The following is a 16,306-nucleotide window of genomic DNA, read 5'->3' on the forward strand; positions in this document are numbered from 1 at the left end:
CATTTTTTTAATACCGTGATATGGTATACCATAATACAATATTTACGAGTACTTTATTTTTATCAAATAGGGTCTATAATTGGCTTTTGTACTAAAGAGATAAAGCGCTGATGTTAGAAAGAGTTGAGAAGCCAAAAACCTTAAAAGAAACGGCGTTGGAGCAGTTGCGATTGGCGATCATGATCGGAGAGTTGGCGCCAGGCGAGCGTCTGGTGGAACGTACCTTGTGCGAGCAGCTGGGTGTCAGCCGTACGGTGGTACGCGAATGTATCCGCCATTTAGAAAGTGAGCATTTGGTCACGCTGTCCTCAGGTGGCCCGTCGGTGGCGATACTAGAGCGTGATGAGATTCGTCAGATATATGAGCTGCGCGCGATGTTTGAAAGCGAGGCCGTTCGCCACTGCGCCGAGCAAGCCAGTCCCGAAATCGTCGCGACACTACAAGAATCCGTGACTCAGATTCGCGCCGAGTTGCTGGCAGGGGAAGTGGTCAAGGCGTTGGGCAACAGTTACCTGTTTTATGAGTGCCTGTTTTTGACCGCTGGTATGAGCGTGGCGTGGGAGCTGACAGACAGGCTCAATGGCCGCATTGGTCGCCTGCGCTTTTTGACTTTATCGACCAAAGAGCGCGCTATTAAAGGCCCTGATAATTTACAAGAGATCGTCAGCAATATCGCCAAAGGTGATAGCGCGGCGGCAGTGAAAGCCTGCCAAACACATATTCAAGAAGCGTGCCGTACTGGCCTGCGTTTGGATAAACAATAGGATGGATCACCATACCAATCACAATGAGGATAATGCCATGGATCAGCAACGATTTGAACTGGGACTGAGTAAGCGCAAAGCCACCTTGGGCGCAGAATATGTCGAAAAAAACCTAGAAGCCGCTGATGCGTTTAATCAGCCGTTTCAAGAAGCGATGACCGAATGGTGCTGGGGCTTTGGCTGGGGCGATGAGGCCATTGATGCCAAAACGCGCTCGCTGATGAACCTAACCATGATTGCGGCACTGGGCAAAATGCACGAATGGGAGCTGCATTTAAATGGTGCGATTACTAATGGCTGCACGCTCGAAGAGATTCGCGCTGCCATTCATGCCATCTCGATTTACTGCGGCGTCCCGCAAGGCGTGGAATGCTTCCGAGTCGCGCGCCCTGTGTTGACCAAGCGCGGCATGCTGTAACGGCAATCAAAAGCGACAATCGAACGCCATAATCAAACGATAGTGAGGCAGGGCATACCGTTGTGCACTGCCTTATTTTTTATGTAGTAAAGACCATCACGCATTCACGCTGGCTTGTATGTGTGTCCACTTGCTCATGCGTGACCACAAACCCTTACGCCTTATAAAAACCGACGCCTGCTTGGAAGCTTGTCGCCAAATAGACAAAATGGTATCGGATCGTGTGTGGTAGCTGGCTTGATCATGGATTGGTACACAATCTATATTCTGACTCAAGAAAGAATGGCACGTCTTTTTCTAGCTCGAATCTGACAATAAACGCCGTTGACGACGTTATCAATGCCGTTGCGGTGTCTACTTCTGCTTGCGTCAGCGTGACACCCCGATCATTAGGTGTTGCAAATCTAGAAAAAACGGTTTCGCGTTCTGCCAATGGCTTAGCCTCACAATACATTTTGCGCAGCGGTGATGCAGTCTCTACATCCTTTAGCGTCACGACCATGCCGTATTCTGGTTCAGTAGTCAGACCGATTGCCGTAATTTTGTCACCAAATTCAGCGCGCATCTCGGCACTAGCCGCACTATTATTGTGCTGTATGAGTATCTGGCCCATGGCCTCCAACAAGCGAGTAAAGTTTATGCCAGTAGCACATTATAATGCTGTAATACTTTTATTTAGGATTTATTATATAGCAAAAAATGTTTGCTCTTTTTTAGAACTATGGTACAGTGAATTGGGTGATCTAAAGGAGTGGATCGTCACTATTCTATTTAATTAGACACTGAGTTTTTGATTAGATTAACTTAATAAGGATATTATTATGGCTTTATCACAGTTTTTTATACCTTCTAACAATTTAGTCGGCGAAGGTGCTTTGGAAAAAGGTATTGAACAGCTAGAAAAGTTCAACTGTAAAAAGATATTCATCGTTACTGACAGTATTCTTGAAAAGATTGGTGTTGTAAATCAAGTCACAAAGCCCCTTGAATCAAAAGGTATAGAAGTTAAAATTTTTACCGAAGTTCAACCTAATCCGACAGTTGCCAATGTCAATGCAGGACTTAAAGACCTGAAATCATTTGATGCTGACTTAATGATATCGCTTGGTGGCGGTTCAGTTCATGACTGTGCTAAGGCAATCGCGTTGGTTGCAACTAACGGTGGTAAGATCGAAGACTATGAGGGTCTTGATAAATCTAAAAAACCGCAACTTCCGTTAGTGTCTATCAATACTACTGCAGGTACCGCCTCTGAAATGACCCGCTTTTGTATTATTACAGATGAAAATACTCATGTTAAGATGGCGATAGTTGACATTAATGTCACGCCTATTTTGTCGATCAATGATTCTGGCATCATGTCCAACATGCCTGCTGGCCTGACGGCAGCAACGGGTATGGATGCATTGACCCATGCGGTAGAAGCTTATGTATCTACAGGCGCCAGTCCAATCACCGACGCTTGTGCTGTCAAAGCTATTGAGCTTATAGCGACTTCTTTACCGACAGCAGTCGAAGAACCGAAAAATATGGTTGCTCGAGAAAATATGGCCTACGCTCAATTCTTGGCAGGAATGGCATTCAACAATGCATCACTTGGTTATGTTCATGCAATGGCTCATCAACTAGGGGGCATGTATGATCTACCGCATGGTGTATGTAATGCATTGCTATTACCACATGTCGAAGCATTTAACGAATCAGCTGCTAAAGAAAGATTAAATACCGTCGGTAAAATTTTAAGTGACAACAATAACGACTTAGCAGGTTTAGATACGATTGACGCGATTAAAAAATTAGCAGATATCGTTAACATTCCGAAATCGTTAAAAGAGCTTGGTGTTAAACGCGAGGATTTTGACGAGTTAGCAACCAATGCATTAAAAGATGTATGTGGTTTGTCTAATCCTGTGCAAGCAAATCATGAACAAATCGTTGGCATCTTTGAGGATGCGTTTGAAGTTCGCTCCTAATTTTTCTCATTAACCTATAAAAAGACATAAGCTTATCGGCTTATGTCTTTTACATATTTAGAACGTGTTGAACATCAGCAAGTAGACACTTCTAATTGTTAAAATGGTTCCAGACAAGGCGCAAAGCGACGACAATGTGAACCCTTAGCTAGGGCGTGTCATCAATTAGCATAGTTGTTTGAGAATAAGCTATAGTAACGCTATATTTAGAAATTTGAGCTCAACTATTATGACAAGACGACATGCGCTAAGAGATGACCAATGGGAGAGAATTAAAGACATTCTGCCAGGTCAACCAAATGACGTTGGTGTTACTGCAAAGGATAACCGCTTATTTGTAGAAGCCGTGCTCTACCGCTACAAGACAGGTATACCTTGGCGTGACCTACCAAAATGCTTTAGCGACTTCAGAGTCGTTCATACTCGTTTTAGTCGCTGGTCAAAAAAAGGTATCTGGGAACAAGTTTTCAAACAGTTATCTGAACAATCAGATGATGAGTATGCCATGCTAGATGCTACTATTGTCAAAGCCCACCAGCATAGTGCTGGAAAAAAAGGGATCAAGCCATAGCACGTAGCAAAGGTGGACTGACCACTAAAATACATACCCGTACAGATGCGCTAGGGAATCCCACCGGCTTTTATCTGACGGGGGGCGCAGCTCATGACCTATGTGGCTCAGATGGACTGCTTGATGTCAATATCAGTCAAACTTGACTTGCCGATAAAGCTTACGATGCTGATGCTCGCGTTATCGAACCGATTAAAGCAATACAAGGCAATGCCGTCATACCGCCTAAGTGTCATCGACTGCAGCCAAGAGACTTCGATAAAGAACTCTATAAAGCAAGGCACCTGATTGAGAACGTCTCCGCTAAGATTAAGCAGTACCGTGCGATTGCTACTCGCTATGATAAGTTAGCCTCTCATTTTCTCAGTGCTATTCATCTGGTTTCTTGTGTCATTTGGCTTAATTGATGACACGCCCAAGATCCAGCTTTTTATGGTCACTCAAAACGTATTCCTTACTTACCTATGTATAGTCAGCTCATAGGTATAGCAGTCTACAAATGCGGCTGTCAACATAAGGCTTGGTTAGACCGACCAAAATAAAACATAAATTCCTATCATGGTGATGCGCTGGAGATGTTAGGGGTAGCAGTGAGATCGATGGCAAGTTATAATTTTTCCCACTGAAAATAGCGCTCATTTGCCATTGCTAACAGCGCGCTGTCTTCTTTGGTATCGCCGTAAGCATATATTGTCTTGTAGTCTGCCAACTCGATGAGTGACTTAACCCGTCGGACTTTTTCAGCGCCGCTACAATCAGGCGTGGCATATCGCCCCGTGAATACATCAGCCGTGGCCTCAAGCTCACTACAGATCAGCTCAACACCCATTGCCTCACACCATGGCTTTAGGTACAGATCAAGGGACGCGGACACCACAATCACTCTATCGCCCGATGCCTTGTGCCACTGGATTCTCTCAAGCGCATGATCTCGCACCACACTGGGCAAAAAGCCCTCAGCATGCTTGGCGCCCAGTGCTTGCAAGTGATCTTTGGGCGCGCCCCTGAGACCGACATAAACCACCTGTTTTCGTACCGCTGCACCTGAAACAATACCAAGCCGATAGCCGACAATAGAAGGCAACAATAGCAAGCTGCCTAAGCCCAATCGGCGAGAGCTGGTAGCCGTTTTGATAAAGGGGGTAAAGGTATCGCAGTGGGTAATCGTACCATCGAAATCAAATAAAGCGATATTCATAGCGGTCCTGAGGTAGGTAGCACAGATAAAAATAATATGATGGGTTATCAACCACATATCAAAACGGAAAAATACCAAATCTTGATACTGATAGATAAATGAGACAAATCATAATGCCATTTAATATAAAAAACCATATCTTACTGCTTTTTGTGCTCTTGATGTCAGCCTGTAGTGCCAATAATGGCAGGCATACGGAGCAAAAGCAGATCGTAACTGAAGCGCTGCCGTCAGTTGTCACCAGCAGCAAACTGGCATTTACCAATACTGAGGTAGATGATCAAACCCCAGTTTATGTCATGGCATTACAAGCCGCTTCAAATACCGGCGATGCCGCAGTGGCTCATGGTGTCTTGAATGTTCAAAATGGTTGTTTGTATATTGATGACATGCTATTAATCATCACCAGCCCTCTTGTCCATTGGGAGCAGCAGCCATTTGTTATCGAAAATGGTCGTGCAGAGCGGTTGGTGCTGGGTGACCGTGTTCTGGTGGGTGGATCGTCCATGGTGTATCAGAGTATGATGGCGGCCAAGATATCGTGGACATACCCGCCAAAGCCGACTTGTCAAGCTCATAGGGTATGGCTGATGAATAGTATTGAACCGCTACTGGATTGACTGTTCCGCAATTATCTCAATCAACCTGCACCTGACCCGCCATTAAGCGTAATTTGAGTATCATATACTGTCACCGTTTGACCGGCATTCACCTCATTGCGGATATCCGTCATTACCACATTGCTGTGGTTTGGGATAATGGAGACCGTACTATAGGTTAAATGGCAATACACAGCACCGCCTGCTTGACCTTAGTCAAGACTATTACTAGAAATACAAAATATCATTTTTGGCGATTTCTGAATATATATTTATCCCAGTTTAAGACCTTATGAAGAATTGCCATTACAGTTCCAATAAGTATCGATATTAGCGTATAGATATTAACTTCTATATTTAGTACATATTTATACATAATAAACATAAGTATTGTATTTATAAGTATGCTTATTTTATCCTTGAAACTGGTTTTTCTAAAAAAACCAGTTAACGACGTATAAATAAATATTAATAATAATAAATTTACTAGCATTTATAAAAGCACCCAATTTCATAGATAAAAATAAAAAGTTATATAATATTTTGATATGTCTAATTGTTATGATTTATAATTTGGCAGCAGCAAATTAAATAGATTTAATCTTATCTTTAATGATGCTTTGTGGTATTGTCTATCTGTGATTATAGCTTGTTATATATCAATAGTGTTGATGCTTCTATTTTTCATACATTATCAAAAATCTTAAGTTGACAACTATGAAAAGAAATAAACCAATCAGTAACGTTGGGGTCTGAAAATTGTTGTGAATAACAAGTAGACTTAAAAATAATACATCCACAATAATGAGTTTTTTTAAGTTCAGCTTCTTCTTTTCTTCAGAACGTACCAACATTATAGGTAGTACTAATACGGCTATATCGTAATAATCCATTCTTATAGTCCAGAGCCATGCTGTTATCTAAAATACTGAATCCAGTAGTCTCGACATAATTTATCCTCTATTTCTAATAGGTTACCGATAGCGTTTGAGCCTGAGTCTTCATCATATGCCAGAAAGTGAGCGACAACCGTTTTTTGCTTTTCTGATAATATATCGAAATGCCTGTCTTTCATGCTGATGATAGTACCATCAAAAGGCAACAAATAGTCATACCACGCCTCTAAAAGGCAGTAATCATCTTCCTTGCCTTCTTTGTTTAGAGACGTCATCATGAATGTGGGTAAGTAAAAATTGAATTTTTCACTACTAATAAGCCCTAGACAACCGAAGCTAAAATCTTCTATATACCAATCTGGTATGTCCCACCAATGGATAAAAGGCTCTTGAAAATAACTGCCTTTTGTATTTGAAATAATAAAATCTTTGTGTTTGGATAAATAATGGTTACTTTTGACGCTTTCTATAGAGTGCATAGATAATGGTATTATTTTATAGTCTTTATCATGATAGTTGCAGCTTTCAAAATAATAAACCTCTATTAAGCTTTTTGATTTGGGGTTTATGGCGTCTATAAAGTTGTCATAAATTAAAACCTTTAGTGCTTCTTTATGCATATTGTTTTTCTCTATAGACGCGACCCTACCTTTTTTGGTGATTTTCAGGCCTTTTACTGTTTAGATTAAGAGGTCATAGGCGCGGTTTGACAGCTGACTATGACCATGTTTTTAGCCCAAATCTTATAACTGATTCACCTGTCCTAAGAACAATATCGCATCGGTCTTGTTGTCTTTAATCATAAACATAAACGGATGATCGGCTGTCAGTGCTTCACCATAAGCAATAGATGTCGGCATCAACACTACGCCTGTCGCTGCGGCAGCTTTTGTGCCTTTTTCATCGACTTCAACCACGGCTTTATGCACGATAGAGTCGACCATCAGTGGCGTGGTATCACTAAAGCCGCTAAAGTCAGCATTGCTACTAAATGCGGTTGGCATGCCCATTTTACTGAGTAGCGGTTTCATTTGGTAGTTTTCACTGAGCTTAAATTTTGGCATGGTTACCGCAGTTTTTTTGGGTTGTAGCTTTGACGTCCAGTTATTAATTTTGTCAGGGCTTAGGCTTGCACTGAGCTGCTGCAATGCGCTGGCATCTTTTGATTTTGGTAAAACGATGAGCATGGACAAATCGTCGCCTTTATAAGGCAGTGATACCATTTGTACTTGCGCATTTTCCATATAGTCAAACTTTTTGTCTTTCACCATCATTTTGGTTTGGGTGGTTGAGCCATCACGATTATAAAAAGGCTGCGACTGGGTGTTTAAACGAAACGGCTCTTGCCACTCACCTTTAAAATAAATGGCATTGGTCAGTACTGAGGCGGTGTCGCGCTTGATACTGCCTTGCGGAAGCAGTTCGGGAATCATCTGCTGGGTATGCTGGGCGATGGTTTGGTTGATACTCTGGCGCGCGGCTTCAGGATGGGCTGAAAAGTCCAGATTGGTCACCTCACCACCGTAATAACGAGTGACGGTATCGGTATAGCGCTGTTTCGGTTTTAGACCATTTTTCAGCCATAAGTCATTGGCGGTGGTGATGTCGTAGTCTGCATTTGACTGATTAAAGCGGTTGTACAGCGCGGCGCTGTTGGCGTTTAATATCAAGGGGGCAGGGTAATGAAAGGTATTTTGGATTTGTTGCTGCGTGTCCCCTTGCGCGCCTGCATAGAGCATGGCAACGGCAGTCGATAAGCTATAAGGGGAAAAAAAGACGTTGTCGTTACTGCTATTATTGCTGCTGACCTGCTGATACATATCTATGGTAAATTGGTTATTGGCCTTGACCACTTGCGCGATGCCTTCAGGGGTGGCAATGCGTTCTTCGGCATCATCGCGATCACCTACTGGGGTAGTGGGCTGACCATTCGTTGGCGTGGTCGTACAAGCGCTGAGGCCAATAATACCGCTGATTGCCAATACGGCAAGGCCAAGTTTGGTCGGCGTAAATTTGGTTTGTTTTTGCGCGTTTTGATATAAATTTTTCATAGTCATGTATACACCGAATCATAAAAATATGTTTATAAGCATACACAAAGGTTTATTTTTATAGCGTAACCATATGCTAAAAACGGTATCTATCACGCAATATGTTACCTGATAAATACCGTTTGTTTGGCGTTACGTATGCGCTTAGCCTGTATTGCGCAGACCTGCGGCTAGGGCATTGATACTGCGAATTAACGGATCTTCAACGTTTAATTCATCGTGATCAGTTGTCTCTGTACCCGCTGGTGTGCGCGCACGTTTGAGCAGCTCAATCTGAATATAATTGATGGGATCAAGATGGGCATCGCGCCACTGTAGCGATGCGGCAAGGCCTTGTTGACTCGATAACAGCGCCTCTTGCTCAAGCAGTGCATTCAGTCCTGATTCGGTCAGCTCATGCTCTTGTAATACCTCACCCATGATCCGCTCACGCAAGGTATCATCGTCACAAAGCTGACTGTAGGCTTGCGCAATGTGCATCTCAGACTTGGTAAAGGCCATCTCAATGTTGCTGATAAAGACGCTAAAAAACGGCCAGTTTTCGTTCATTTCTTTCATCAGCGCGCTGTCTTCGGTCACACTATGCAGCGCACTGCCGACACCGTACCACGCAGGCAAGGTAAAGCGTGCGAGTGACCAACCAAAGACCCATGGAATCGCACGCAAGGTGGTTTTGCTGGGCAATCCTTTTTTGCGGTGTGCAGGGCGTGAGCCGATATTGAGCAGGGAGATCTCTTGCACAGGGGTGACTTGGGAATAAAACTGATAAAAACCGTCGGTATGGTCAGTCAGCTGACGATAACGCTGCTCACCTGCTTCTGCCAAGCGCGCAAATAGCGCTTCATAGCTCGGCAGCGCTTCTGGTTGCACCACAAAACGGCTAGAGCAGGCTTTGAGCGCGCCGGTGATACCCATGGTGAGCTCAAACACCGCGGTATCGGTATTGGCGTACTTGGCGTAGAGGACTTCGCCTTGTTCGGTGATTTTGATCTGCCCATGCAATGTGCCAGCAGGCTGCGCGGCAATGGCTTTGTGGGTTGAGCCGCCACCACGACTGACCGAACCGCCGCGACCATGAAATAGGCGGGTTTTGATGCCATATTTTTGTGCAATCTCATTGATCGTCTGCTGTGCGCTGTACAGCTGCCATGCTGAGGTGATGATACCGCCGTCTTTGGAAGAGTCAGAATAGCCCAGCATGATCTCTTGCGTGTTGTCAGCGTGCTGGAGCAGTCCGCGATACAGTGGGTTATCAAGTACCGCAGGTAATATGGCATCGATATTTTTTAGATCTTCGATAGTCTCGAACAGGGGCGCGACAGGCAGATCAGCCGATAGTACGCCATCATCATTGATCGTACATAGACCCGCAAAGCGCATCAGTAGCAAGACTTCAAGCAGCTGACTGGCGTTGTTGGTCATAGAAATCACATAACTGCCAAAGGTATCTTTACCAACCAGTTTGCGCAGCTTAGCAATGGAGTGCATCAGGGAGAGCTGTTCACGCGTCTTATCGCTCAAATTATCGGTATAAACCAGCGGCGTACCCGAATGCTGAAGCAAGCGTGTCAGCCATTTTTGGCGCTCTGTTTCATCTAAGCTGTTATAGTCAGGGAGGTTTGAGGCACTGGCAAAAATATCTGCAATGACCTCACCGTGATATGAGGACTCTTGGCGAATATCGAGCGCCGCCAAATGAAAGCCGCAGGTTTTGATCAAACGAATGATATCAAGCAGCAAGCCATCACCGTGTGCTTTGTCATGTGTATTGACGCTTTGGCGAATCAAGCGCAAATCGTTGAGCAGCGCTTCGGGGTCATGGTAGGCATCTTGCTTAGCAGCTGTATCCGCCCCCTTGCTCTGAATCAAGCGATTGGTGGCGTTTACTTTGGTTAAGATCAATGACAATAAGCGGCGATAAGGCTCGTTGCTATAATCATCAAGATTATATTCAAAGACCCGCTGGGCCAGATCATCATAATGATCGATTCGGTCATATACCGCTGGTGACACAGTGACAATGGTATCACTATGAATCAGCTGACGACGCAGCTGGCGTATCAGCACTTGATAATGGCGCAGCACCGTATCGGCGTGCTTTAACACCGCAAGCTCTGTGGTCTCAAAGGTCACAAAAGGGTTGCCGTCTCGATCGCCGCCAATCCATGAGCCAAAGCTCAAAAATGCGGGTAACGGCTGATCGGTCAGCTCAGGATAAATGTCGATAATGGCTTTTTTTAGGTTGCGATAGACTTTGGGAATGGCATTAAACAAACTGGCATTAAAATAATGTAGCCCGTTATTGATCTCATCATAGACCAAAGGCTTGCGCGTGCGCACTTCATCGGATGACCACAGCAAGTCAATAGCCTGCGCGGTTTCTGCCTTGGCCTCTTCATAGGCAAGGCTGCCTTCACTAAAGTTGTTCAGCGCATCGCTATGAGCAAACAAACCTTGCAGCACATTCATGGTTGTACGGCGGCGCGCTTCAGTAGGATGTGCGGTGAATACGGGCATATATTTGAGATGCTCGAGCAGCTCTTGCATTTGCGCAGGCTCAATGTTGCGTTCACGACATTCAAGCAACGTGCGCCGAAATGACCCCTCCCAACTTTGTTCCGATTGCGCACGCAGGGTACGACGCTGTTCACGCAAATAGTTCTCTTCACTCAAATTGGCCAAGAAAAAATAAATCGAAAAACCGCGGATGACATTTTTTAGGGTTTTGTTATCCAGTGAGGTGATGAAATCAATCAGCGACTGCTTATGTGCGTCATCTGGCTCGCGGCGCTGTTGTACGAAGCCCTTGCGAAGCGTCTCAATAATCTCCAGTGTCTCACTGCCAGATTGGCGAGAAATCGCATCGCCAAGCAATGAGCCGAACAAACTGGTGCGTTTACGTGCTACGTCGTTATCTAAAGTCATCCTTAACGGTCCCTAAAATCAGTTGGTAAAACAGACATATGACCGATCACCTAAATGACACGCCATATGTCTAACTGGTGGTGCTATCGCACTTTGGCAGTAATAATCGATATCTGCTGTGTCTTTTATAGCATAACTGACTTAGGATACAAGTCATCATATGAAATCAGTGCGGGTAGTTAGGTGTTTTTGATACCGCACTGGCTATGCACCCCCGCGACGTGAGCGGGCTGGTGTATAGACAGATGACTGGTGAGTAGCCAATTGCTGAGTTGCCCTTGATCTAGCCACATGTTACTTTTTAAATCGATACATTTTGTATCAATTTTATCATAAGCTATGGATGGCGACATGATTGCTTCTAATGAATAGAATACATCCCATACATTATACCCTCAAAAGATATTCATCGTCGAAAGGAGTCGAACCTGTGAGTATTCTTGCTATTTTTCTATCTTTGTCCTTATTGATGTATTTTGCCTATCGAGGCGTCAGCGTACTGGTGTTGGCGCCTGTGCTGGCTATGTTAGCAGTGGTGCTGAGCGGTGAAGGTACCCAATCTTTGGGGATGTATACCGAAGTCTTTATGACAGGGTTAGGCAGCTTTACGGTCAAATATTTTCCATTGTTCATACTGGGCGCCATATTCGGCAAGCTGATGGAAGACTCAGGCTACGCCTATAGCATTGCCCGTCACATCGTTGATAAGCTGGGCAACCAGCATGCTTTGCTGGCAGTGGTGCTGGCCTGCGCGATTTTGACTTATGGCGGGGTGTCCGCCTTTGTGGTGACCTTTGCTATATACCCTATTGCGGCCGCTTTGTTTAAGCAGGCGGATATCCCCAAAAGGCTGATACCCGGCGCTATCTGTATCGGTGCGCTCACCTTGACCATGACGGCGTTGCCGGGTACGCCTTCTATTCATAATGTCATTCCTATGCCGTATTTTCAGACGGATGCCTTTGCTGCGCCTGGCCTTGGTATGATCGCCTCAGTCATCATGCTTGGCGGCGGTATGCTATGGATGAATCGTCAATGGCGGCTGGCTAGCAGTCGCGGGGAGGGGTATGGCAACCACACGCTGAATGAAAAAGCGCCGCCCTCAGACATCGATATCCCCAATTTTTGGTTGGCACTCTTACCGATTGTCATTGTGATCGGTGGTAATTATGCGTTTTCAAAGCTGATTATTCCTTTGTGGGACAATAGCTATTTGGCTGGTGAGCAGTTTGGTGGCACGGAGCTGAGCTCGGTGATTGGTATTTGGGCGATTATTGTTTCACTTGCTTTGGCCTGCCTAGTGGTCATTGTTTTTAATATCAAAAGCATTGGTGATATTAAAGAGAGTTTGAACAAAGGCGCGATGGGGTCGCTGCTGCCTATTTTTAATACTGCCTCAGAAGTGGGTTACGGCTCGGTGATTGCGACCTTAGCAGGCTTCACCATCGTCAAACAATACCTAATGGGTATCTCTCCAGATAATCCGTTAATATCAGAAGCGATCATGGTTAATGTGCTGGCAGGCATTACGGGCTCTGCCTCTGGCGGCTTGGGTATTGCCCTTGAGATTATGGGTGAGAATTATATGCTGCTCGCTCAGCAATACCATATCGATCCTGAACTGATGCACCGTATCGCTTCTCTAGCTTCAGGGGGACTGGATTCGCTGCCGCACAACGGCGCGATCATCACCATGCTGACGATTTGCGGTTTGACGCACCGAGAGTCTTATAAAGACATTTTTGCTACTGCGGTGATGATACCGCTCGCCGCGCTGATTGTGGTGATCATACTGGGAACGATGTTTGGCTCTTTTTAACCAGCGCTCTTCACAACAAAAAGTATTATCAGCAGCCAAAAAATCGCTGATAATCAAATGGGCATGATATACAGTACACATTGATGATTAATGCCCGCTTATCAACGAAGGACTGACTATGAGCGCAATACAAACCGTTGGCATCTTGCTGTTTAACGACGTCGAGGTATTAGACTTTGCGGGCCCTTTTGAGGTTTTTTCTTTAGCCGAAAATCGGAAAGGTGATCAATATTTTGATGTCATAACCATCGCTGAGACATCGGCACCGATAGCGGCTCGCAATGGCCTACAATTCATTCCTGATTACCATTTTGCTGACCATCCTCACATTGATATTTTGGTCATCCCTGGTGGTTACGGTGCGCGAGAGGTGGAGATAAATAATCCAGTGGTGATGGCTTGGATTGCTCAGCAAATCAAGCTTGCCAAGCTGACCTTATCGGTTTGCACGGGGGCGCTACTGCTGGCAGAGATAGGTGTACTGGCAGGCAAGTCAGCAACCACACATTGGCGGTCATTGGCGCGCTTGGCCACATATCCTAATGTGACGGTCATTGACAAAACGCGCTTTGTCGATGCTAGTGACGATGATATTCAGCTGGTCACCTCCGCAGGCATCAGTGCGGGTATTCATGCCAGTTTGTATTGTGTGAAAAAACTGATCGACACCCAAACAATGCAAGAGACGGCGCGGCGCATGGCGTTTGATATTGATAAAACACATTCGCCCAAGTGAGGATTACTCTGTCTTATGTACCATCACTGACTTGATACACCAAAGCGGCTGACATGACATAGATACTAAGCCACTTGTATTCCACTTAAAGACGCGCTGATGGCAGTATATTTTCTTTATTTATGAAGTTAAGAATTCATATAGTTCTAATACTACTAGGGCATGTCTTCAATTCAATCGATGGTCATCTAAATGGGCTAAAAATGGCTAAATTTTGCCAAACTGCGTCAAATAGCTTGTTAATATTTCGATATTACCGACACTATTTTTTTTGTTTGACGGCAATTTATCTTATTTTTATTACCATTTTTAAAATGAAGACACGCCCTAGTATTATACCAAAAAATATAATTGCGCCTATAAGCCATGGAAGCAGTTCAAAGAAAAATCTCTGTATATCAGGGTCAGGCTCTGACCTAAAGAATAGCTTCCATATATCGCCTCGCTCTTTCTTTTCTTTTCGCCGCTCTCTTTTTCTCTTTTGTTCCAATACAAGTTTTCTTCTTTTCTCTTTATTATCCATCATACGAATAATCCTATCATCTATTTTTTGCTATTGCTATAAATTCAGCGAAATTATATTCATATACATCTATGGTCAATAGTTAAGATTATCAAGTTCCCTGACAGATATCTTTATCTAGACGATTTTTAATACTAAAATTTCTGAAAAATAAATCAATTGTTATTTTGAAGCATAACTCACCATCACATATCATCTCTAATCTACCTATTTCAACACAATATAACTTATATTCTTTCATTATTATACTCGTTTGTCATGTTTAAAATAACTCACAATATATTTCTTTGCGTGGTGATAGACATCAGTTAGCAAGTCGATGATAGTTTTTAATCAGATATTCGATATCGTTAAATTCCTGTAAACTCATCTGGTTTTTTTGATAGAATATCAGAAAATCAGTAATAGCACGTAACTGTCTTTTATTAAAAATAGCTAAGTCTTCGTTATAAAAATGCTCTAATCTAGAGAGGAAGTAATAAAAGTAGTGGCTATCTTCATTTGCTTTCAAACAATCAATGTATATAGCCATAGCTGCAGGTAAATAAAACTTGAATGCTTTAGAGGATAAATAGGAGGTATCTGAACTAAAAAAATAGAAATAATTAAAACTAATTTTATCCCAGCTGTCTCTGTATTCTTTTGTTCTCTCTCTACAATTAACCGCTTTCACTAAAATTTTTGAATAATAATCTACATAATCTTTTTTTAAGTCTATCAAAATCTGATCAGGTGATGCACCGTAATTGCTTAGATACTGGTTATCGATTTCTACGGTATGTCGATAATGAGTATCAAAAAAACTCCATTCTAACAAGGTAAATTCTTCATCTAGACGACAGTTGCTAAAGCTATGATATATTGAGTCTATGACTTGAGCACATCCATTTATAGCCGTCATTTAATAGTCCTTTTTTAAGACAGTTTGCTGAGGTTAACAGGATCAAGGGTAGTGTGAATGTTGAAGCGTAAACGTTAAAATTGAAATATGCCTATCTAGTGAGGGAGGTTGGTTTAGAAAAAACAGGCTGCAATTACTACGGTTTAGGTTGAATGTACCTTTTTTAATCAGGCTTGGTATATTTATACGTTTTACCAAAATATTTTAATAATTTTATTAAGACAACCTATTCATTAGTAGTATTTATTATAATGAGGTGGTTTATAGAAATCGATATCTGTATATAAACTCTATAGAACACATTGCCATCGCAAGTAGAATGCAAAACAAGGTAGTTTTACTTGCCTTTTTGTCTTTAAGCCTTTAAAACATAAATAGTACACTATTCGCAAACAGAAAATAAGTAGCCAAGCTATTTATCCCTAGTAATAAGAAAGATATAAAAGTAATCAACCACAGTAGGCATTCCTTCCAAAAACCTTTACGTATTATTTTTTCATCATAAGAAGTCATATAGTATAACTCTCGTCAATAAATAAAAACATCATATGATTTTTCTTAGTTAGTAGACCTCTTGCAAAAGTACCAGTTTATTGACTTTAACTAACGAAGTCACAAGGGCTAGCGATGACTTATGCAAGAGGTCTAGTGTAAAGGTGGTTTGAGTATACTGAGTGATAGATATCAATTTTTTGCTTAATGGATGCTATCAGTTTTTTTATTAGAGCCTATTTAATCAGATTTTATAGGCTTGTGATTATAGAATAATGTATTTTCACTGATTATTACTTATGCTTACTTGGGACTCATAATTATACTGGAGGTATTATCAATCTTTAGGTATTGTGTCAAGGATTTTACTTTGATGTAGTAGAATGTAGGAAAGCACGAGTCAACCAGCCAAGAGAAGAGAAAATAACGAATAGCAATAC

Annotated in this window: 13 protein-coding genes and 1 pseudogene; 7 read left to right on the forward strand and 7 right to left on the reverse strand. The window is 43.0% G+C overall.

Features of this window, described 5'->3' with window-relative positions; translation table 11 throughout:
• Positions 1-110 precede the first annotated feature (110 nt).
• Both ACFI32_RS05380 and ACFI32_RS05385 read left to right on the forward strand, forming a co-directional pair.
• Positions 111-764: a GntR family transcriptional regulator gene (locus tag ACFI32_RS05380; RefSeq protein ID WP_462625478.1), complete on the forward strand. Its 654-nt coding sequence runs from the start codon at positions 111-113 to the stop codon at positions 762-764.
• 37 nt (positions 765-801) lie between these two features.
• Positions 802-1,182 (forward strand): carboxymuconolactone decarboxylase family protein, encoded by a 381-nt coding sequence (locus ACFI32_RS05385; RefSeq protein WP_462625479.1) that lies wholly within the window; start codon positions 802-804, stop codon positions 1,180-1,182.
• Positions 1,183-1,423: 241 nt separating this feature from the next.
• On the opposite strand, the gene ACFI32_RS05390 is transcribed toward ACFI32_RS05385, so the two are convergent.
• A complete protein-coding gene (locus tag ACFI32_RS05390) occupies positions 1,424-1,795 on the reverse strand; it encodes a hypothetical protein (protein ID WP_462625480.1) in 372 nt (123 codons plus the stop codon).
• 208 nt (positions 1,796-2,003) lie between these two features.
• Between ACFI32_RS05390 and ACFI32_RS05395 the strand changes: the two genes are divergently transcribed.
• Together ACFI32_RS05395 and ACFI32_RS05400 are read left to right on the forward strand one after the other, a co-directional pair.
• Entirely contained in the window at positions 2,004-3,155 is a 1,152-nt protein-coding gene (locus tag ACFI32_RS05395; protein ID WP_462625481.1) for an iron-containing alcohol dehydrogenase, read from the forward strand.
• 229 nt (positions 3,156-3,384) lie between these two features.
• A pseudogene (locus tag ACFI32_RS05400) lies at positions 3,385-4,133 on the forward strand (IS5 family transposase).
• Positions 4,134-4,333: 200 nt separating this feature from the next.
• Here ACFI32_RS05400 and ACFI32_RS05405 read toward each other — a convergent pair.
• Entirely contained in the window at positions 4,334-4,924 is a 591-nt protein-coding gene (locus ACFI32_RS05405; protein ID WP_462625482.1) for an HAD family hydrolase, read from the reverse strand.
• 113 nt (positions 4,925-5,037) lie between these two features.
• Between ACFI32_RS05405 and ACFI32_RS05410 the strand changes: the two genes are divergently transcribed.
• Complete coding sequence (locus tag ACFI32_RS05410; RefSeq protein WP_462625483.1) at positions 5,038-5,544, forward strand: hypothetical protein; 507 nt, start codon at positions 5,038-5,040, stop codon at positions 5,542-5,544.
• 895 nt (positions 5,545-6,439) lie between these two features.
• Here ACFI32_RS05410 and ACFI32_RS05415 read toward each other — a convergent pair.
• The 3 genes from ACFI32_RS05415 to ppc all read right to left on the reverse strand — a co-directional run bounded on the left by ACFI32_RS05415 (position 6,440) and on the right by ppc (position 11,395).
• Positions 6,440-7,039 carry a DUF6714 family protein gene (locus ACFI32_RS05415; RefSeq protein WP_462625484.1) on the reverse strand — a complete coding sequence of 200 codons (600 nt, stop codon included), beginning with the start codon at positions 7,037-7,039 and terminating at the stop codon, positions 6,440-6,442.
• A gap of 123 nt (positions 7,040-7,162) precedes the next feature.
• A complete protein-coding gene (locus ACFI32_RS05420; RefSeq protein WP_462625486.1) occupies positions 7,163-8,476 on the reverse strand; it encodes a serpin family protein in 1,314 nt (437 codons plus the stop codon).
• Positions 8,477-8,614: 138 nt separating this feature from the next.
• Positions 8,615-11,395, reverse strand: a complete 2,781-nt coding sequence (gene ppc / locus ACFI32_RS05425) for a phosphoenolpyruvate carboxylase (RefSeq protein WP_462625487.1) — start codon at positions 11,393-11,395, stop codon at positions 8,615-8,617.
• Between the two features lie 430 nt (positions 11,396-11,825).
• On the opposite strand from ppc, the gene ACFI32_RS05430 reads away from it, so the two are divergent.
• Both ACFI32_RS05430 and ACFI32_RS05435 read left to right on the forward strand, forming a co-directional pair.
• On the forward strand, positions 11,826-13,214 hold the full coding sequence (locus ACFI32_RS05430) for a GntP family permease (RefSeq protein ID WP_462625488.1): 1,389 nt from the start codon (positions 11,826-11,828) through the stop codon (positions 13,212-13,214).
• Positions 13,215-13,332: 118 nt separating this feature from the next.
• On the forward strand, positions 13,333-13,950 hold the full coding sequence (locus ACFI32_RS05435; protein WP_462625489.1) for a DJ-1/PfpI family protein: 618 nt from the start codon (positions 13,333-13,335) through the stop codon (positions 13,948-13,950).
• 286 nt (positions 13,951-14,236) lie between these two features.
• Here the strand turns inward: ACFI32_RS05435 and ACFI32_RS05440 are convergent, their stop codons facing one another.
• Together ACFI32_RS05440 and ACFI32_RS05445 are read right to left on the reverse strand one after the other, a co-directional pair.
• A complete protein-coding gene (locus ACFI32_RS05440) occupies positions 14,237-14,476 on the reverse strand; it encodes a hypothetical protein (protein WP_462625490.1) in 240 nt (79 codons plus the stop codon).
• A gap of 301 nt (positions 14,477-14,777) precedes the next feature.
• Positions 14,778-15,374 carry a hypothetical protein gene (locus ACFI32_RS05445; RefSeq protein WP_462625492.1) on the reverse strand — a complete coding sequence of 199 codons (597 nt, stop codon included), beginning with the start codon at positions 15,372-15,374 and terminating at the stop codon, positions 14,778-14,780.
• Positions 15,375-16,306: the final 932 nt, after the last annotated feature.

This window comes from Psychrobacter sp. PSi21, assembly GCF_054960615.1.